The organism is Sphingobium yanoikuyae (assembly GCF_034424525.1).
GTDB lineage: Bacteria > Pseudomonadota > Alphaproteobacteria > Sphingomonadales > Sphingomonadaceae > Sphingobium > Sphingobium yanoikuyae.
On sequence record NZ_CP139979.1, the window covers coordinates 69,789 to 87,939 of the forward strand.

Below are 18,151 nucleotides of genomic sequence, written 5' to 3' on the forward strand. Positions count from 1 at the left end.
GGCTCAGTTGCCGAAGTCGACCTTGGGCGCTTCTTCCGCGCCGGGCGTGACCGCCTGGAACGGGGCCATGGGCTTTGCGCCATGGATCAGCTTGGCGCCGATCGCGTCGGGGAAGGTGCGGATGCGGGTATTATAGGCCTGGACCGCTTCATTATAATCGCGGATCGAGACGGCGATGCGGTTTTCCGTGCCTTCCAGCTGCGACTGGAGCTGGAGGAAATTCTCGTTGGTCTTGAGGTCGGGATAGGCCTCGACCGAGGCGAGCAGGCGGCCAAGGCCCTGGCTCAGCTGTGCCTGGGCGGCCTGATATTGCGCGACCTTGGCCGGATCGGACAGGTCGGCGGCGTTGATCTGGATCGACGTCGCCTTGGCGCGGGCTTCGGTAACGGCGGTCAGCGTCGCCTGTTCCTGCTTGCCGGCGGCCTTGACCGTGGCGACGAGGTTGCCGGTGAGGTTGGCGCGGCGCTGATATTGCGCCTGGACGTCAGCCCATTTGGCCTTGGCATTTTCCTCGGCAGTGGGGACGCTGTTGATGCCGCAGGCGGACAGCGCAAGCGCGCCCATGACCGGCAGCAAAAGGCGGGAGAGGCGACGCGGGAAAAGCATGGAACATCCTCGGCTCTGTTTCGCTGACGGAAATAGGGCGTTGTCGGATGGCGTGCAACGGGCCATGCAGAGTTTATCGAAGGCGAGACAAGAGGTTCATCATGGGGCTGATTTCGGAATTCAAGACGTTCATCAATCGCGGCAATGTCATGGACCTGGCGGTTGGTGTCATCATCGGTGGCGCGTTTGCCACCATCACCAAGTCGCTGACCGATGACCTGATCATGCCGGTGGTCGGCTATCTTTTCGGCGGCGCTGACTTTTCGGGCTACTTCCTGCGCCTGGGCGACCTGCCCGAAGGGTTCAAGGGCAATCCCAACAGCTATGCCGACCTGAAGGCGGCCGGTGTCGCCATGTTCGGCTGGGGCCAGTTCCTGACCGTGCTGGTCAATTTCATCATCCTGGCCTTCATCATCTTCCTGCTGGTGAAGCTGGTGAACAAGGTTCTGGCCAAGCCGGAGGAAGCGCCGGCACCGGCCGTCACGCCGGAGGATATCGTGCTGCTGCGCGAGATTCGCGACTCGCTGAAAAAATAAGCGATTGCGACGAACCGAGGTCCTGATGGGAACCATTGGGGACGCGGCCGGTTGATCGGCGTCAGGGTTCGGGATGGCATGGATCGTCCCGAACCTCGTGTCGAATATGTCAGCCCTGAGGGGGCGCAACAGGAGAAAACGCTGTGAAAAGCTTCGTCGCAATCCTTGGCCTTGCCAGCATGGTCTCGCTCGCCGCGTGCGATTCCAAGCAGGAAAACAAGGTCGAGAATGCCTACGAGAATCAGGCGGATGCTCTCGACAACCAGGCCGCGAACATGGAAGCGATGGCCGACAACCTGTCGGGCAACGCCGAGAATGCAGCCGAAAATGCGGCCGACGCGCTGGAGAACAAGGCCGACGCCACCCGCGAGGCGGGCGAGGCTGCCGCCGACGCGGTGGAGAAGAAGCAGCACTGATCCGCTGCGGCACCGACCATCGGGCCAAAGGGGCGTCGCGCTTGCGGCGCCCTTTTTCTTTGCCGGCTCTCGCCTTTAACGGCCCCTTAACCACGGCCGGCCATGGTGCCCTCGCGCGCATCCAAAGGTCGTGGGAATGGACGAGTTACTTCAGGAATTCATATCCGAAACGCAGGAAACGCTGGAGGCTCTGGCGGGCGAGGTCGTCGCCTGGGAGGCCAATCCGGGCGACAGCCAGCGGCTGGACGCCATTTTCCGCTTCTTCCATACGGTCAAGGGTAGCTGCGGCTTCCTCAATCTGCCGCGCTTCGAGAAATTGAGCCATGCGGCCGAGGACGTGTTGTCGGAGATTCGCGCCGGCAACCGCAAGCCCGATCCCGCGACCGTCAGCGCGGTGCTGGCGATCATGGACCGGATCGGCGAACTGGCCGAGGCGGTGGCGCGTGGCGCGGCATTGCCCAACGAGAATGACGAATATCTGATCGGCGCGCTGACGCAGGTGGAGGCGCCGGCCGCGCCCGCCGCAGAAGCGGAGCCGGAAGAACCGGCGGCCCCGGTCGCTGCCGTGCGCCAGGGCCAGGCGCTGCGCACCATCCGCCTGCCGCTGTCGCTGATCGACCAACTGATGAACGGCGTGTCGGATATGGTGCTGGCGCGCAACGAATTGTCGCGCAAGCTACGCGACCGGTCGGCCGATCCCGAACTGGACAGCGCGTTCGAGCGGCTGTCCACCTGTGTCGCAGACATGCGCGACGTGATTTCCAAGACCCGCATGCAGCGGGTCGAGCGCCTGTTCGCGGCGATGCCGCGCATGGTGCGCGACCTGAGCCGCGATCTCGACAAGCGGATCGAGCTGAGCCTGGAAGGCGGCGATGTCGAGATGGACCGCGAGATGGTGGAAATGGTCGTCGACCCGCTCACCCATATCGTGCGGAACAGCATCGACCATGGCATCGAGACGCCCGAGCGGCGGCGTGCGGCGGGCAAGCCGGAGGCCGGCCGGTTGCGGCTGGAGGCGCGCCAGTCGGGCAACCAGATCGTGATCGAGATCAGCGATGACGGCGCCGGCATCAACACTGCGCGGCTGGTGGAAAAGGCGATTGCTGCCGGGCGGCTGACGCCCGACGCGGCGGCGCGGATGACCGAGCAGGACAAGCTGGACCTGATCTTCCAGCCGGGGCTGACGACGGCGGCCAAGGTGACGGCGGTGTCGGGGCGCGGTGTCGGCATGGACGTGGTGCGTGCCAATATCGAACGGATCGGCGGCGTCATCGCGCTGGACAATCATCCGGGGCAGGGGCTGCGCATCACGCTGCGCGTGCCGCTGACGTTGACCATCATTCCGGGCCTGATCGTGCGCGCCGGGGGGCTGCATTTCGCGATCCCGCGCGCGGCGGTGGTCGAGATACTGCACGACAATAACGAGATGATGCAGATTGCCGATGTCGGCGGCGCCAAGATCGCGACGATCCGGTCGATCCGCCATTCGATGATCGACCTGGAAGATGTGCTTGGCATGGACAAGCCGCAGCAGGTCGGACCGCGCGCCGTGATGGTGGTGCGATCGGCGACCGGCGTGCCCTTTGCCATGGGCGTGTCCGCGGTCGAGAATCATGAGGAACTGGTGATCCGTCCCGCATCGCCGCTGGTGATGGCGAGCGGCGTCTATGCCGGCATGACCCTGCCCGACAATGGCAAGCCGATGCTGCTGCTGGATGCGGCGGGCCTGGCCAATGCGGCGCGCCTGCCGAACCTGATCGACGATCGCGCCCATGGCGCGGTGGCGGATGCCGCCGCGCAGGAGGCCGGCGTCGAAATGGTGGCGGCGCTGCGTTTCGAGGAATTGTCGGGCGAACGGCGCCTGCTGCGCCTGTCGCTGATCGAGCGGGTCGAGGATATCGAAGCCAGCCTGTTCGGCCGGTCCGGCGGCCAGGCCTTCGTCCGGCTGGACGAGCGGCTGGTGCCGGTGGTGAACGGCCGCCATGCCTTTGCCGAGGACAAGGTCTGTGCGCTGCGCCTGCGCGATGGCAGCCTGGAAGCCTGCTACCCGGTCGCGGCGGTGCTGGACATCGTCCAGATGCCGCTGGTGCCGGACATGGTGGCGATGCACGGCATGCTGAGCGGTGTCGCGGTGGTCGATGGCGAGCATCTGGAGGTCATCAACCCCTTCGCCCTGTTCGCTGCGCTGCCGCAGGAACCGATCGCGCCGCATAGCCGGGGCCGTTGCCTGCTGGCCGATGCGGAGGATGGCTGGACCCGCGAGATATTGGCGCCGCTGCTGCGCCAGGCCGGGCATGAGGTCGTGCTGGGCCTGCCGGGCGATGCCGTCGATGCGCAGGATATCGTGCTCTATTCGGCCGGCGATGTCGGCCAGGTGGCCGAGATCATGGGATGCCGGGTGGTGCATCTGCGCGCCACGCCGCGGGCGACCGGGCCGATGGATGCCAGCATCTACCGCTATGACCAGGACGCGCTGATGGCGGCGCTGTCCGGCGCGCGCGGATAAGGGGAAGAGCGATGGAGCAACTCTATCTGTTGGCGACGCTGGCCGGTGCCCGCATCGCGGTCGATGCCAGTGAGGTCGAGGCGGTGGTCAAGCTGACCGAGATATCGCCCGTGCCCGGCATGGGCGTGCATGTCGCGGGTCTTTCCGCGCTGCGCAGCCGGGTGCTGACGATCATCGATGTCGCGGCGCTGATTCATGGGCGCGCGACCCCGGCCGACCAGCGCGACCTGGCGATCATCGCCAATATCAGCGGCCATAGCTATGGCCTGATGGTCGATGGCGTGTCGGATATCTGTCGCGTGCCCGAGGGCGAACTGCCGCTGCGCGGACAACTGGATTCAGCCTGGATGCCCTTTGCGCGCGGCGTGGTGGAGCATGAGGGCGTGCCCCATCTGCTGGTGTCGCTGGCCGGCTTCATCGAGGCCGGTGCGCAGGCACAGGCGGCCTGATCGCTTGGCCGCGTCGTTTACCATTTCCTCGCCTTTCGCGTTTACGCCTCTCTTCCCGGCACGTAAAAATCAAAGGGACGCTTCATGAAGAACTGCCTGGTCGTCGATGATTCCAAGGTCATCCGCAAAGTGGCACGCCACATATTGGAATCGCTGGACCTGACCGTGACCGAAGCGGTGGACGGGCAGGATGCCCTGACCCAGTGCGAGGCCAGCCTGCCCGACGTGGTGCTGCTCGACTGGAACATGCCGGTGATGAGCGGGATGGAATTTCTGCAGGCGCTGTCCGCCACGAAGATGGAGGCCCGGCCCAAGATCATCTTCTGCACCACGGAAAATGGCATCAGCCATATCAAGGCGGCGGTCGAGGCCGGTGCCGACGAATATGTGATGAAGCCGTTCGACCGCGAGACGCTGGAGAGCAAGCTGGCGATCGTCGGGGTCATCTAGGCCCGGTCCCGCCCTTCGAGGATATCGCCGTCTTTCCCAGCCTCTTCGTTCTGAAAGCCCGTCAATGACCGTCTTCGTGCCGACCATGGTCAGCCTCGACAGCCACACCGCTCCCGCGGTGCGCACGCTGGTGGTTGACGATTCGGTGGTGGTGCGCACGGTGATCGAGCGCATCCTGAACGCCGATCCCGGCTTTACCGTCGTCCACAAGACCAACAGCGCGGAAAATGCGCTGCGCTATCTGGCCGAACATAGTGTCGACCTGGTGCTGCTCGACATCGAACTGCCGGGCCAGAGCGGCCTAGCGGCGCTGCCCGCGATCCTGCGATCGAACCCGCAGGGCAAGGTGGCGATCCTGTCGGGCCGCTGCGAGGAGGGCAGTGCGGCGGCGATCGAGGCGCTGGCGCTGGGTGCGAGCGATATCCTGTCCAAGCCGGGCAGCGGCAGCTTTGGCGAACAATTCCCACAGGCATTGATCGATCGGCTTGGCCGGCTGTTCGGCGGCGAAGCGCCGACGGCACCGGCGCAGCGGTCGACCATGGTTCCGTCCGCCCATGCGACCAGCGCTGCGGTCGAACCCCTGGCCTGCCTGGGCATCGGCGCCTCGACCGGGGGCATCCATGCGCTCAGCCAGTTGTTCGGCGGCCTGACCGCGCCGCTGGGCGTGCCGATCCTGCTGACCCAGCATCTGCCGGTCAGTTTTACCGTCTATTTCGCGCAGCAACTGGCGCGCATGACCAGCCTGCGGGTCAAGGTGGCGGAGGCCGGCGACCAGCTGGCGCCCGACACCGTCTATGTCGCGCCGGGCGATGCCAACCTGCTGTTGCGGCGCGGGCTGCATGGCCGGGTGAGCATTGTGCTGGACCCGGAACGGACGCCGTCGGGCAATCTGCCGGGTGTCGACCCGATGTTCGCCGCCATGGCCGATGTCTATGGCGCGGGTGCGGCGGGGATCGTGCTCACCGGCATGGGCCGCGACGGCACGGCCGGGGCGCGGGATATCGTGGCAGCGGGCGGCTGGATCGTCGCCCAGGATGAGTCAAGCAGCGTGGTATGGGGGATGCCGGGATCGGTCGCGGGGGCAGGGCTGACCTGTGCCCTGATGGAACCCCATGCGATCATGGATTTTGTCGCACGACGCGGAAAGATGAACGACTGATGGCCTTGCCCCCTTCCAGGATGGGATCGGGCGCTGCCCGGATTTTGACGGGTCTGCTGGAAGCGCGGACCGGCCAGGTTCTGTCCGAGGGGCGGGCCTGGCGCATGGAGACGGCGCTGAAGCCGGTGCTGCGCGACCATGGCCTGCAGGATATCGACGAACTGGCCGGGAAGCTGCTGCGCAGCCGCAATCCGCGGCTGGACGAGGATGTGGTGAACGCCCTGCTGAACAACGAAAGCAGCTTCTTCCGCGATCTGCAGATATTCGACCTCATCCACCGGCAGATATTGCCGCGTATCCAGGAGGCGCGGGGCGACCGGGTGCTGCGGATCTGGAGTGCGGGCTGTTCGACCGGGCAGGAGGCCTATTCGCTGGCGATCCGCTTCTGCAACGAGGCGGCGCGCTGGGCCGGCTGGCGGATCGAGATATTGGCGACCGATATTTCGAGCGCGGCGATCGACCAGGCACGCAGCGGCATTTTCTCGCAGATGGACGTGCAGCGCGGCCTGCCGATCGGCGACCTCATCAAATGGTTCGAGCCGGCGGGCGATGACTGGCGCGCGAACCCGGAGCTGCGCCGGATGATCGACTTCCGTCAGGATAATCTGTTCGCCGCGCGGGTGCCGACCGGCGCCTATGACCTTCTGCTCTGTCGCAATGTGCTGCTCTATTTCTCGCCCGAACGGCGCCAGAGCGTGTTCGACCTGCTGGCCCGACACAGCCATGATCGGTCGGTGCTGCTGCTGGGCGCGGGCGAGACGGTGATCGGCCAGAGCGAGGAATTCGTGCCGCATCCCGAATTCCGCGGCAGTTATGCGCGGCGGGGGCCTTCGACCGATGCCTGCAATTCGGCCCGACGCGCGGGCTAATCGTCCGCCGATCATTTACCACGCTTGATTGCCGCGCCGGTCTCGGCCATGATTCCGTTCGTGGCTGCATGACGCGGCGCGACGCAGGGCGGAACAGGGCGTGAGACTGGACTTTTCGTGGTGACGGGCCCTTTGCGATGACCGACATCCCCATGATCGAGACGCCGTCGCCCAATTATGACGAGCGCAGCCTGCCGATCACCATGCTGGTGCTCCATTATACCGGCATGCCGGACGCGGCGAGCGCCATCAACTGGCTGGCCAATGCCGAATCCAAGGTGTCGGCCCATTATGTCGTGACCGAGGATGGCCAGATCATCCGCATGGTGGCCGAGGACAAGCGCGCCTGGCATGCCGGCCGGTCGCACTGGCGCGGCATCGACGATGTGAACAGCGCCAGCATCGGCATCGAGATCGTCAATCCGGGGCATGAATGGGGCTATCGGCCTTTCCCCGAGGCGCAGATGGGATCGCTGATCCCGCTGGTGCATGACATCGTCCAGCGCCACCGGATCACCCGCGGCAATATCGTCGGGCACAGCGACATCGCGCCTGCGCGCAAGCAGGATCCGGGCGAACTTTTTCCCTGGGGGCAACTGGCGCGGCTGCGGCTGGCGCTGCCGCGACCGACCAAGAATCTGATGGACCCGCACTGGACCGATAGCGGCTTCATGCTGGCGCTCGAACGTTTCGGCTATGACATTGCCGAGCCGGAGCCGGCGGTCGTCGCCTTCCAGCGGCGCTTTCGCCCCGAACTGATCGACGGCGTCATTGATGGCGAATGCCGGGCGATTTTGCTCGCGCTGCTGCTGCCCAAGCCGACAGGGGATGACTGACCCGATTTTTGCGCCTATAGGCGCCTGTGCCAGAGGGCCGGGCGGCCGCGGCGTGGCGGGTAACTTCCACGGCGAGGAAAGTCCGGGCTCCACGAAATGACGGTGCCGGCTAACGGCCGGCTGGAGTGATCCAAGGGACAGTGCAACAGAAAGCAGGTCACTAAGGCTTCGGCCCAGTGAAATTGAAAGGGTGCGGTAAGAGCGCACCGCGTCTGCGGCAACGCGAGACGGCACGGTAAACCCCACCGGGAGCAAGACCGAATAGGGGCGGCGCGCAGCTTGACTGCTAGGTCTGTTTCGACTGAGACCGCCCGGGTTGGTTGCTTGAGGGACGGAGCAATCCGTCCCCTAGAGGAATGGTCGCCTATCCCCCTTGGGGGTGGACAGAACCCGGCTTACAGGCCCTCTGGCATTTCCCCTGTTGCGAGGTTATCGCAATAACCGGTCCGTGGTCTTGGGGGGATATGGTTTGCGTAACAGATATTTGGCCTTGCTGATGGCGATGGCCGCCATGCCCGCTATCGGGCATGCGATGCAGCAGGCGGCGCCGGCAGCGCCGGCCCCCGCGCCCGCAACCGGCACGATCCAGCAATTGTTCGAGCAATCGACGCAAGCCACCGAGGCGGCGGATTATCCCCGCGCGCTTGAAATCCTCACCACGCTCGAAGGCCGGGTGGTGCGCAATCCGCGCAGCCTGGCGATCGTGCGGGTGCGCAAGGCGATGGTACTGGCGGAACTGTCGCGCTGGGCCGAGGCGCGCGACCTGCTGAACCAGGCGGCGCCGGCCCTGCCCAGGGATGATACCAGCCTGTCGACCGACCGCTATCGTGCCGCCTACACGCTGGGGCGCGTGTCGATGGGCGACCTCGACTATGTCGGCGCGCTGGCCCATTTCAGCGCGGCGCTGGCCGAAGCGGAGGGGCCGGCGGCGCGCATCCAGGCGCTGCTGGGGCAGGCGCAGGCCGGTACGTTCGTCGATCCGGCCGAAGCGCTGAAGGCCGCCGAAGCGGCCAATGCCATTGCGGTGGCGGACCCCAAGATGTTCGACAAGGCGTCGCTGGCGCATATCGATCTGATCCGGGGGCGGGCGCTGCTCAATCTGGGCCAGTTCGATCCTGCGGAAAAACTGTTCGCACGGGCGGTGAAGCAGCAGGGTGGGCTGACCACCAGGGTCGATTTCGATGATCTGGTGACCCGGTCGGATGCGTCGATCGCCGCCATGCTGGCCGGCCATCGCGAAACGGCGCGCAATTATCTGGTCTATACCGGTGCCGGGCGCATGCCGCAGCAGGACTTCACCCAGGGCGCGGACATGGCGCTGCCGCGCTGTGGCGAGGATGGCATCCAGCCCGAGGATTATGCCGTGGTGGAATTCGGCATCAGCGACAGCGGCGCTGTTTCCTATGCCCGGCCGGTCTATGGATCGCGTCCCGGCCCTTCGGCGCTCGCGTTTGCGCGGGCGGTGCGAGACTGGTCGTGGCGGCCCGATGACGTCAATAAGATCCCGGCGCTGTTCCGGTTCGTGACGCGGCTGGAACTGCGTTGTTCGACCGCGGAAGGCGGCCCGTCGATGCTGGCGGGTCCGACCAAGGCGCTGGGCGACTGGCTGGAGGCCAGGCGCGTTCCCGGCCCGGTGCTGGACAATGTGCCGATCACCCGGCAGCGCGCCCTGCTGTTGCAGCAGGCGCAGCTGATCCGCAGCCAGAAGGGCGATACGACGGTGGAGCTGGTGCCGGTGCTGATCCCGCTGCTCGCCGGATCGATGGCCGCGCGCGAGGATGTCGAGACCTATGGTCCGTTGCTGCGCCGGGTGGTGAGAACGGCGGATGTCCCGCCGCTGGCGCAATTGCTGGTCGACCGCCTGGTCCATGATGCCGCCGAACATGTGGATATCCGTATCCGGGCCGATTCTCCCTATGTGTTGCGCGCTGCCGATTATCAGGCCGATGCCGATGCACGGGCGACCTTCGCGATCCTGGCATATGATGATCTGAGGCCCAGGGAAAAGGCCGGGTCGCAGGCGCTGCTCAACGCGGTGATCGACGATGGCGCCTTGCCGGCCAATGATCCGCTGCGCGTGGCAGCGCTGGTGCGACGGGCGAGCCTGCAGGCGACCGGCGGCAATCTGGAAGCGGCACGGGCCGATTATGCCGCGACCGGATTGTCAGCGCAGCAATGTTCGATCGTCGATGCCAAGCCCAGCCTGCGCAGCGCGCCAGTATCCTCCGCCGATTATCCCACGGACATGGTGTCCGTGGGTGTCGAGGGATGGACGCGGGTCCAGTTCGACATCGCGGCGGACGGCACGACCCGCAACCAGCGGGCCGTCATCACCTATCCGCCGATGATCTTTGGCACCAACGGCACGAAGATCGTGACGCGGGCCAAATATGAGCAAAGCTATCGCCCCGATGGTGGCCTTGGCTGCGGCGGCAACATGCAGGGGGTGACTTTCCGTCGCTAATCCCGCCGCAGGGCTGGCTTTCCGGGCGCGGCTTCCCTAATTTGGTCCGATGGCAAGACAGAGCCGATCCAATGACTGGGGTTTTCCCCGCTGGCGTGCCTATGGCGCGACGCGGGAAGCGCAGCGCGTACGCATCTGCGACCGTTTCGGCTGTGACCAGCCGGGTAACTGCCCCGCGCCCAAATCGCCCAACAGCCCGGACCGCTGGTATTTCTGCAGCGAGCATGCGGCCGAATATAACCGCAACTGGGACTATTTTCAGGGGCTGGACGAGGAAGAGCGGGCCGAGCGCGAGCGCACCGAACGGCGCGATGCCGGCGGCTATCAGTCGAGCGCCCATCATGGCTGGGGCGGCCCCGGCGACGGCAGCCGGTCGCGCGACGAGATGCACGCGCTGCAGGCGCTGGGGCTGGAGGATGACGCCGATTTCGAGGCGGTGCGCAAGAGCTGGCGCAGCCTGGCCAAGGAATATCATCCTGACGTGAAGCCGGGCGATGCCGAGGCGGCGGTGCAGTTCCAGACAATCCAGGCCGCCTATGAGGTACTGCGCGCGGCCGAGGAACGGCGCACCTGGAAGCCGCGGGGCGCCAGCGATTGAAGGATCATGTCCGGTCCAACTGGCATAATGCCGTGCTGGTCTGCCGCAAATGCTCGAAGAAGCTGGACGGCGGCTTCGGCAAGGATGGCGAAGAGCGGCTGGCCAAGGCGCTGCGGCGGCATTTGTCGCTGAAGAAGGGGCGCAAGGCGGCAGCGGGCATCATCGAGGCGAATTGCCTGGGCGTCTGTCCCAGGGGTGCGGTCACCGTGGTCAACGGTGCCGCGAGCCGCGACTGGTTGCTGGTGCGGCCGGGGGCGGATCTGGACGCACTGGCGGCGGCGCTGGACCTGCCGGCGCAGGCGGAAGCGCAGAATCCGGGCTGGCTTACGCAAAATGCGTAAATCCGGATGGGCCTGTTAAGCCTATCCTTACCAACATTTCCTAGGGGGGATGCCATGCGGATATGGCTTCCTTCCTCGCGCGGTGCGGTACTGCTGGCCCAGCTCGCGATCATCCTCCTGGGTCTCGCCCTGCTCTACGGCAATCCGCCGGCGCAGGGGCGCATCCTGCTGATCCCGATGACGGCCGGTGCGCGCGCGCATCTGGTGCCCGATGCGGTGGCGCATGGCGCCCGGCTGGTGGCGAGCGGACGCCTGCCCGGATCGATGGTGGTGGAGGGGCAACGCGACGCGCTGCTGCCCCTGTTGCGGGGTGGTATATTGCCGCTGCGTGCCTTTGCCGCGGCCTGTGGCGAACCGGTGGGAGGATTGGCCTGATGGCGTTCAACAGTCTCGAAAGCCTGCGCCTGCATGGCCTGCGCATCCTGCTGCTGTGCAGCCTGATCTGGACCGTGCTGATCGGCATTGGCGGCATGATGCTTGGCAATGAGCGGGCGGCGCCCGCCATGCTGCTGTCGGCGCTGGCCAATATCCTGCCGACCTGGATGGTGATGCGGCGTCGCAACGACCTGGAGGTGCGGCTGGTGATGGGGACGCTGGCGGCGGTGCAGCCGGCGATCACCCTGTTCCTGCTGAGCGGCCATGTCTGGCAGATGGACGCGCACATGTATTTCTTCGTGGCGCTCGCCTCGCTGGCGGTGCTCTACGACTGGCGGCCGATCCTGCTGGCGTCGGTGCTGATCGCGCTGCATCATCTGGTGCTGACCTATGTCGCGCCCAACTGGGTGTTTTCGGGGCAGGCGGAGATCGGCCGGGTCATCATCCACGGCTTTGCGGTGGTGCTGCAGGGCACGATCCTGGGCTATCTCAGCATCAAATTGCATGGGCTGCTGCTGGCGCAGGATGCGCATGTGGCGGACACTGCCCGGCTGGCGCGGGAAGCGCAGGCCGGGCGCAATGCGGCGGAATCGGCGATGGATGCCCAGCGCCAGTCCGACGCGCGCGAGGCGCATCTGCGGATCGAGCGGGACGCCGAAAAGACACGGATGGCACAGGACCGCCGCAGCGAGACGCTGGCGCTGGTCGGCGCCTTCCGCCAGTCGGTGGCGGGCGTGGTGAGCGCGGTCAGCGCGGCAACGGGCGAACTCAAGGAATCGGCCGGGCTGCTGCATGATCTGGCGCGCCGCGCGAGCGTGGGCACGGACGAGACGATGGCGGCGGCGGGGCAATCCTCGGCCAGCGCGGCGGTGCTGGCGCGGCGGATCGAGCAATTGTCCGAATCGATCAGCGCGATCGCAGCGGCGGCCAGCCAGCAGGCGAGCCTGGGCGGCGAGGCACAGCGCGTGTCGGTGGCGGGGCATGAAGCGATGCAGGCGATGGAAGGGCGCACGGCGTCGATCACCAGCTTCGCCGATTCGATTACCGAGATTGCCGCCCGCACCAATTTGCTGGCGCTCAATGCCACGATCGAGGCGGCACGGGCCGGCGAGGTCGGGCGCGGCTTTGCGGTGGTGGCCGGAGAGGTGAAGCAGCTGGCCAACCAGACGGCGAGTGCGACCGGCGAAATCCAGTCGCTGGCCTCGTCCGCGCGGCAGGGGGCCGGGGTGGCGCAGGAAGCCCTGTCCGAGGTCGCCGGGAGCGTTGAGGAACTGGCGCAGGCGGCGCAGGCGATCCAGCGTGCGGTGGCCGACCAGCGTGATGCGACCGCGGCGATCGGCCAGTCGGCGCGCGATACCGCCCGCGACGCCGATCATATGGCGCAGCGCATGGCGACCGTGGCCGATGTCGCGCGCAATACAGAAAATCTGTCCGATCGCGTATCGAGCGCGGCGGCTGGCCTGTCGCGCACCGCGCAGGAGTTGCAGCGCGCGACCGACCTGTTCGTGGCGCAGCTGGAAGCGGCCTGATCGCCGGTCAGCCGGCGCGGGCTATCTGGCCGGTTGCCCCGTCATCGACGGAGCGTGCCAGCGGGTAGAGGATGCGCTCCTCCCGATCGATCCGCCGGCCGAGGGCATCCAATATCCGGCCGCTGTCGGCGCAGAAGCCGCGCCAGTCGCGGGTGATACGCTCGTCCGTCCAGGCGGCCATGTAGCGGGCGAAGCTCTCGGCCAGCGCGCCGATCTCGGCCTGGATGCGCGCGGCTGTGGTGCGGACGCGATCGTCGCCCTGGCGCTGGAGCGCGGGGTAGAGGATGCGATCCTCCAGCGCGAGATGGGCCATCAGCTTGCGCGCCAGTTGCCAGCGCAATGCGCTCACCGCCTGGGGCTGGTCGGGATCGGCGATCGCCTGGCGCAGTTGCGCGGCGATCAGGGCGATTTCCTCATGCTGCGTGCCCAACTCGTCCATGTTCATCGCGATCATCCTCCCTGCCCCGTGCGATCATGCGTCGGCCGGCGTTAAGAGGGGATTGGAGCGCAGGGCGGGCAAAGCGCGCAAAGCCTGTAAAAAGAAAGACCGCCCGGCGCCTGCGCACCGGACGGTCCTTCTGTCATCGATCCTGTGGATCAGGCCCCATCGGAGCCTGTCGCGATCAGGCCGGCTGGTCGGCGCGGCTGGCGCCCTGGCCGTCGAGATTGAGGGCAGCGAAGTCCCAGTTGATCGCTTCCTTCAGCAGCTTTTCGGCATAGGCCGGGCGCAGGTTGCGATAGTCGATATAATAGGCATGTTCCCACACATCGAGGATCAGCAGCGGGGCATGGCCTTCATGCGCGACCGGGGTGTCGGCGTCATGATAGCTGGTTACTTCCAGCTTGCCGTCCTTCAGGATCAGCGCGGCCCAGCCGCTGGCGAAGTGGCCGACGGCCTCTGCCTTGAGCTTTTCGATCAGCGCGTCGACCGAACCGAAGGCTTCCTCGATCTTGGCGAGCAATTCGCCGGTCGGGGCGGTCTTCACCGGCGACAGCGAGTTCCAGTAGAAGGTGTGGTTCCAGATCTGGCCGACCTGGTTGAACAGGCCGCCCTTCGACGACTTGATCAGCTCGACCAGCGACTTGCCCTGCAGGCTCTCGTCGGCGGCGACCAGTTCATTGGCTTTCACGACATAGGCATTGTGATGCTTGCCGTGGTGGAAGTCGAAGGTTTCGACCGACAGGATGTCGCCAAAGGCGTCCTTGGCATAGGGAAGATCGGGCAGAACAAAGGCCATGGCGGAACTCCTCGGGTTCGTTATGGGGCGGCCGGGCAATGGCTGGCGCGGCCGGTTGATTCTATGGTCCGGGCGGGGCGTTGACGCCTCCGACGCTTCCCATATGCGCACCCAACGCCCAAGAAAACCAATATGTGCCTATTGCGAAACGATCGCAGAAACAGGCGGTTGGCGGGGCTTTCGGGCGGTGACGGGCGGGGCAGGGGCCGGGCGGCTTGCTTGACAGGCGGGACGGGGCCGAACATGATCCCGGCCATGCCGTTCAAGGTCATCTTTGCGCGCTTCCGCCATCATGGGGGACAGCTTCTCGCGGGCCATCCGCCCCGGACCTGACAGGCGCGCTGCCGGCAGGTTCGGGGCACCCTTCTTGACGCTTTGCGCCCGAGGACCGGGCGCGCACCCCTATCAGGAAGTTTTCCCATGACCCTGCAACAGAAGTGGGCGGCCGTGCCGCCGATCCATATCGTCGAATCCGAAGCCGACATGATTTCCGACCTGGCCTGGGCGGTGCGCGACCGCCTCCCCGACGTCAGTCAGTTGTTGCTGGAGGAGGTCGGCCGGGCGCAGTTATGCAGCCGGGCGGCGCTGCCGGCCGATGTCGCGGCGATGGGATCGACCATCCTCTATCGCGATGGCGCGCGCGGGACGCCGCGTCGGGTGGAGCTGGTCTATCCCAGCCATGCCGATGTGGCGCTGGGCCGGATATCGATCCTGACGCCGGTCGGCGCCGCGCTGATCGGGATGCGGGCGGGCAATGCCATATTGTGGCCGGACCGCGACGGCCATCTGCGCGACATCATGGTGGACGAGGTGGTTCAGGCGCAGGCCTGAACCACGCAGGTCAGCGCTTCGTCAGCCCTGCGGCGGGGTGGTTTCGCCCACCTCGTCGCTGTCGAGGCCATCGTCCAGGGTCAGGCCGTGGCGCAGCAGCATCGGGATGTTGGCGCCGGCGAACACGACCGAGACGATGGTGACGCCCCAGACCTTGACCGCGAGCCAGGTGTCGAAGCTCATCGACCGGCGCATGAGTTCGTTGGCGACCGCCATGGCGACGAAGAAGAGGGCCCAGTTGCGCGACAGCTTGCGCCAGCCTTCCTCGGTCAGCCCGTCATAGGCGGCCTGGAGCAGATATTTGAGCAGCGGCTTGCCGCGTAGCAGCCCGGCGAACAGCATCAGCGCGAAGAAGGCGTAGATGATGGTCGGCTTCAGCTGGATGAAGCGCTGGTCGTGGAAATAGATGGTGAGGCCGCCGAAGAAGAGGATCAGCAGCGCCGAGAGCCACAGCATCGGCGAGACCCGGCCGAGCTTCACCTTGGAGATGATGACGGCGATGACGATCGCGGCCATGAAGGCGGCGGTGCCGAAGCTCATGGCGGTGATCGGGTTGCCCGCACCCCAGAACCAGCCCGCGCCCTTGTAGCTCAGGAAAAAGACCAGCAGCGGCCCGAAATCGAGCGCGAGGCTGAGGCTGCCGCCATGGGCGGGCTTCTTGGCGTCAGCGGGCATAGGCCGTCCCCGCGATCGCGCGTGCCATGTCGCCGGCATCGAAGGGGCGCAGATCCTCGATCTTTTCGCCAACGCCGATGGCGTGGATCGGCAGGCGATATTTCTCCGCCGCCGCGACCAGCACGCCGCCGCGCGCGGTGCCGTCGAGCTTGGTCATGACCAGGCCGGTGACCTGCGCGGTTTCCTTGAAGACTTCGATCTGGTTCAACGCATTCTGTCCTGTGGTGGCATCGAGGACCAGGACAACGTCGTGCGGGGCGGCCGGGTTCAATCGGCCGAGCACGCGGCGCACCTTGGCCAGTTCGTCCATCAGTTCGGTCTTGTTCTGCAGGCGGCCGGCGGTGTCGACGATCAGCACGTCGATGCCGGTGGCCGTCGCCTGCTTGACCGCGTCGAACACGATGCCTGCCGCGTCGCCGCCTTCCTTGCCGGCGACGATGGGCACGCCCAGACGTTCTGCCCAGACCTTCAATTGGCCGATGGCGGCCGCGCGGAAGGTGTCGCCCGCCGCCAGCATCACGCCATAATCCTGTTCCAGGAAATTATTGGCGAGCTTGGCGATGGTGGTCGTCTTGCCCGATCCGTTGACGCCGATGACCAGGATCACCTGCGGGCGCGGAAAGGCTTCGATCTCGAGCGGGCGGGCGACCGGGGCCAGCACCTTCTCAATCTCCTCCGCGATGATCTCGCGCAGATATTCCTCGGTCAGTTCCTTGTTGTAGCGCCCCTCGGCCAGGCGATCGCGAACCCGGCCGGCCATGGCCGGGCCGAGATCGGACATGATCAGGGCTTCCTCGATCTCGTCGAGGGTCTGGTCGTCGAGCGCGGCCTTGGTGAAAAGGCCGGTCAGATTCTCGCCGAGCTTGTCGGATGTGCGCTTGAGGCCGCCGAAGAGGCGGTCGCGCCAGCTGGTGCCGGTGTCAGTCATTATTGCGCCTCTTGCGCGATCAGCGCGCCATTCTCAAGACCGCTGATGCGGGCCGCGACGATCGTGGAGGGGGGCTGGGGTGTAATGAACCGCACCGGCGCGAAATTTTCCGCATGGCCCGACAGGCCGTTGCGTTCGACCAGCACCGACTGGCGGGTGCCGACCAGGCGGGCGAGCCAGGCATCGCGCTGGGCCGTGCAGGCATCGCGCAGCAGGGCGGCGCGCGCCTTGATGGTGGCGCGATCCAGCTGGGGCATGCGCGCGGCCGGCGTGCCGGTGCGCGGCGAATAGGGGAAGATATGGCCGTGGACGATGTCGCAATCGGCGACCAGCGCCAGGCTGTTGGCGAACATGGCGTCATCCTCGGTCGGGAAGCCGGCGATGATGTCGGCGCCGATGCTGATGTCCGGGCGGGCGGCCTTCACCCGCTCGACGATGCGCACCGCGTCGGCGCGGGCATGGCGGCGCTTCATGCGCTTCAAGATCATGTCGTCGCCGGCCTGCAGCGAGAGATGCAGATGCGGCATCATGCGCGGCTCATGGGCGATGAGGTCGAACAGCCGCTCGTCAATCTCGACACTGTCGATCGAGGAGAGGCGCAGTCGGGGCAGGTCCGGGACATGGCGCAGCAGCCGTTCGACAAGCTGGCCGAGCGAGGGGCTGCCCGGCAGGTCGGGGCCATAGCTGGTGACGTCGACGCCGGTCAGCACGATCTCGCTATAGCCCGCATCGACCAGTTGCTTCGCCTTGTCGATCACCGCGCCGGCGGGGACGGAGCGGCTGTTCCCCCGGCCATAGGGGATGATGCAGAAGGTGCAGCGGTGATCGCAGCCATTCTGCACCTCCAGAAAGGCGCGGGCATGTTCGGCAAAGGCGCTGGCCATGTGCGGCGCGGTGTCGCGCACGGCCATGATGTCGGAAACGTTGACCTTCGCTTCTTCTTCCGTCACCCCAGCGAAAGCTGGGGTCTCTTGCGACAGGGCGCTCCATCCGGCCTGAGATCCCAGCGTTGGCTGACGCCGCCCTTCGGGTCGCTGGGATGACGGGGTATAGGCGGCGGCCTCCAGCTTCTCCCGGTTGCCGATCACGCCGTCCACTTCCGCCATGGCGGCGAAGGTCTGGGGCTCGGTCTGGGCAGCGCAGCCGGTGACGAGGATGCGGGCGTCGGGGCGGTCTCGCCTGGCGCGGCGGATCGCCTGCCGGGTCTGGCGTACGGCCTCGGCCGTCACGGCGCAGCTGTTGACGACGATCAGGTCGTCCTGTGCGCCGGCCATCTCACGAATAGCTTCGCTTTCCGCGATGTTGAGCCGGCAGCCCAGGGTGATGATGTCGGGACCGGGCACGG

At 66.3% G+C, this 18,151-nt stretch carries 20 protein-coding genes and 1 other RNA gene; 15 read left to right on the plus strand and 6 right to left on the minus strand.

Going from position 1 to position 18,151, the window contains the following annotated elements; genetic code table 11:
* Positions 1–3: 3 nt before the first annotated feature.
* The gene (locus U0025_RS00330) at positions 4–606 is read right to left on the minus strand and encodes a LemA family protein (RefSeq protein ID WP_004210411.1); all 603 of its coding nucleotides are present in this window, start codon (positions 604–606) and stop codon (positions 4–6) included.
* A gap of 101 nt (positions 607–707) precedes the next feature.
* Here U0025_RS00330 and mscL point away from each other — a divergent pair, with 101 nt between their 5' ends.
* The 14 genes from mscL (at position 708) to U0025_RS00400 (ending at position 13,134) form a co-directional block, all read left to right on the plus strand.
* Entirely contained in the window at positions 708–1,142 is a 435-nt protein-coding gene (mscL, locus tag U0025_RS00335) for a large conductance mechanosensitive channel protein MscL (protein WP_004210412.1), read from the plus strand.
* A gap of 143 nt (positions 1,143–1,285) precedes the next feature.
* Positions 1,286–1,558, plus strand: coding sequence for a hypothetical protein (locus U0025_RS00340; protein ID WP_004210413.1), 273 nt, complete (start codon positions 1,286–1,288; stop codon positions 1,556–1,558).
* 136 nt (positions 1,559–1,694) lie between these two features.
* On the plus strand, positions 1,695–4,064 hold the full coding sequence (locus U0025_RS00345) for a chemotaxis protein CheA (protein ID WP_004210414.1): 2,370 nt from the start codon (positions 1,695–1,697) through the stop codon (positions 4,062–4,064).
* 11 nt (positions 4,065–4,075) lie between these two features.
* Entirely contained in the window at positions 4,076–4,513 is a 438-nt protein-coding gene (locus tag U0025_RS00350; protein ID WP_004210415.1) for a chemotaxis protein CheW, read from the plus strand.
* Positions 4,514–4,597: 84 nt separating this feature from the next.
* Positions 4,598–4,963, plus strand: coding sequence for a response regulator (locus U0025_RS00355; protein ID WP_004210416.1), 366 nt, complete (start codon positions 4,598–4,600; stop codon positions 4,961–4,963).
* Between the two features lie 64 nt (positions 4,964–5,027).
* The gene (locus U0025_RS00360; RefSeq protein WP_004210417.1) at positions 5,028–6,122 is read left to right on the plus strand and encodes a chemotaxis protein CheB; all 1,095 of its coding nucleotides are present in this window, start codon (positions 5,028–5,030) and stop codon (positions 6,120–6,122) included.
* Complete coding sequence (locus tag U0025_RS00365; protein WP_004210418.1) at positions 6,122–6,991, plus strand: CheR family methyltransferase; 870 nt, start codon at positions 6,122–6,124, stop codon at positions 6,989–6,991. Before U0025_RS00360 ends, U0025_RS00365 begins: the two co-directional genes overlap by 1 nt.
* Positions 6,992–7,128: 137 nt before the next feature.
* Complete coding sequence (locus tag U0025_RS00370) at positions 7,129–7,827, plus strand: N-acetylmuramoyl-L-alanine amidase (protein ID WP_004210419.1); 699 nt, start codon at positions 7,129–7,131, stop codon at positions 7,825–7,827.
* Between the two features lie 29 nt (positions 7,828–7,856).
* An RNA gene (gene rnpB, locus U0025_RS00375) (RNase P RNA component class A) lies at positions 7,857–8,241 on the plus strand.
* A 55-nt stretch (positions 8,242–8,296) separates the two neighbouring features.
* Positions 8,297–10,291 carry a hypothetical protein gene (locus tag U0025_RS00380; RefSeq protein WP_323156746.1) on the plus strand — a complete coding sequence of 665 codons (1,995 nt, stop codon included), beginning with the start codon at positions 8,297–8,299 and terminating at the stop codon, positions 10,289–10,291.
* Positions 10,292–10,340: 49 nt separating this feature from the next.
* Positions 10,341–10,889: a J domain-containing protein gene (locus U0025_RS00385; RefSeq protein ID WP_004210421.1), complete on the plus strand. Its 549-nt coding sequence runs from the start codon at positions 10,341–10,343 to the stop codon at positions 10,887–10,889.
* Entirely contained in the window at positions 10,862–11,230 is a 369-nt protein-coding gene (locus tag U0025_RS00390; protein WP_037490965.1) for a hypothetical protein, read from the plus strand. Before U0025_RS00385 ends, U0025_RS00390 begins: the two co-directional genes overlap by 28 nt.
* 54 nt (positions 11,231–11,284) lie before the next feature.
* The gene (locus tag U0025_RS00395; protein WP_004210423.1) at positions 11,285–11,605 is read left to right on the plus strand and encodes a hypothetical protein; all 321 of its coding nucleotides are present in this window, start codon (positions 11,285–11,287) and stop codon (positions 11,603–11,605) included.
* Positions 11,605–13,134, plus strand: coding sequence for a methyl-accepting chemotaxis protein (locus U0025_RS00400; RefSeq protein WP_004210425.1), 1,530 nt, complete (start codon positions 11,605–11,607; stop codon positions 13,132–13,134). Before U0025_RS00395 ends, U0025_RS00400 begins: the two co-directional genes overlap by 1 nt.
* 7 nt (positions 13,135–13,141) lie before the next feature.
* Here U0025_RS00400 and U0025_RS00405 read toward each other — a convergent pair whose 3' ends face one another.
* Together U0025_RS00405 and U0025_RS00410 are read right to left on the minus strand one after the other, a co-directional pair.
* Positions 13,142–13,588, minus strand: coding sequence for a hemerythrin domain-containing protein (locus tag U0025_RS00405; RefSeq protein ID WP_080604494.1), 447 nt, complete (start codon positions 13,586–13,588; stop codon positions 13,142–13,144).
* A gap of 169 nt (positions 13,589–13,757) precedes the next feature.
* Positions 13,758–14,372: a superoxide dismutase gene (locus U0025_RS00410; RefSeq protein ID WP_004210428.1), complete on the minus strand. Its 615-nt coding sequence runs from the start codon at positions 14,370–14,372 to the stop codon at positions 13,758–13,760.
* 420 nt (positions 14,373–14,792) lie between these two features.
* On the opposite strand from U0025_RS00410, the gene rnk reads away from it, so the two are divergent.
* Positions 14,793–15,203, plus strand: coding sequence for a nucleoside diphosphate kinase regulator (gene rnk / locus U0025_RS00415; protein WP_004210430.1), 411 nt, complete (start codon positions 14,793–14,795; stop codon positions 15,201–15,203).
* A gap of 21 nt (positions 15,204–15,224) precedes the next feature.
* On the opposite strand, the gene ispZ is transcribed toward rnk, so the two are convergent.
* Genes ispZ through mtaB form a run of 3 tightly spaced genes read right to left on the minus strand, consistent with a single transcriptional unit; the run spans position 15,225 to position 18,149 of the window.
* Positions 15,225–15,878 carry a septation protein IspZ gene (gene ispZ / locus U0025_RS00420; protein ID WP_004210432.1) on the minus strand — a complete coding sequence of 218 codons (654 nt, stop codon included), beginning with the start codon at positions 15,876–15,878 and terminating at the stop codon, positions 15,225–15,227.
* Positions 15,868–16,806 carry a signal recognition particle-docking protein FtsY gene (ftsY, locus tag U0025_RS00425; RefSeq protein WP_004210433.1) on the minus strand — a complete coding sequence of 313 codons (939 nt, stop codon included), beginning with the start codon at positions 16,804–16,806 and terminating at the stop codon, positions 15,868–15,870. Before ftsY ends, ispZ begins: the two co-directional genes overlap by 11 nt.
* The gene (gene mtaB / locus U0025_RS00430; protein ID WP_004210435.1) at positions 16,806–18,149 is read right to left on the minus strand and encodes a tRNA (N(6)-L-threonylcarbamoyladenosine(37)-C(2))-methylthiotransferase MtaB; all 1,344 of its coding nucleotides are present in this window, start codon (positions 18,147–18,149) and stop codon (positions 16,806–16,808) included. Before mtaB ends, ftsY begins: the two co-directional genes overlap by 1 nt.
* Between the last annotated feature and the right edge of the window lie 2 nt (positions 18,150–18,151).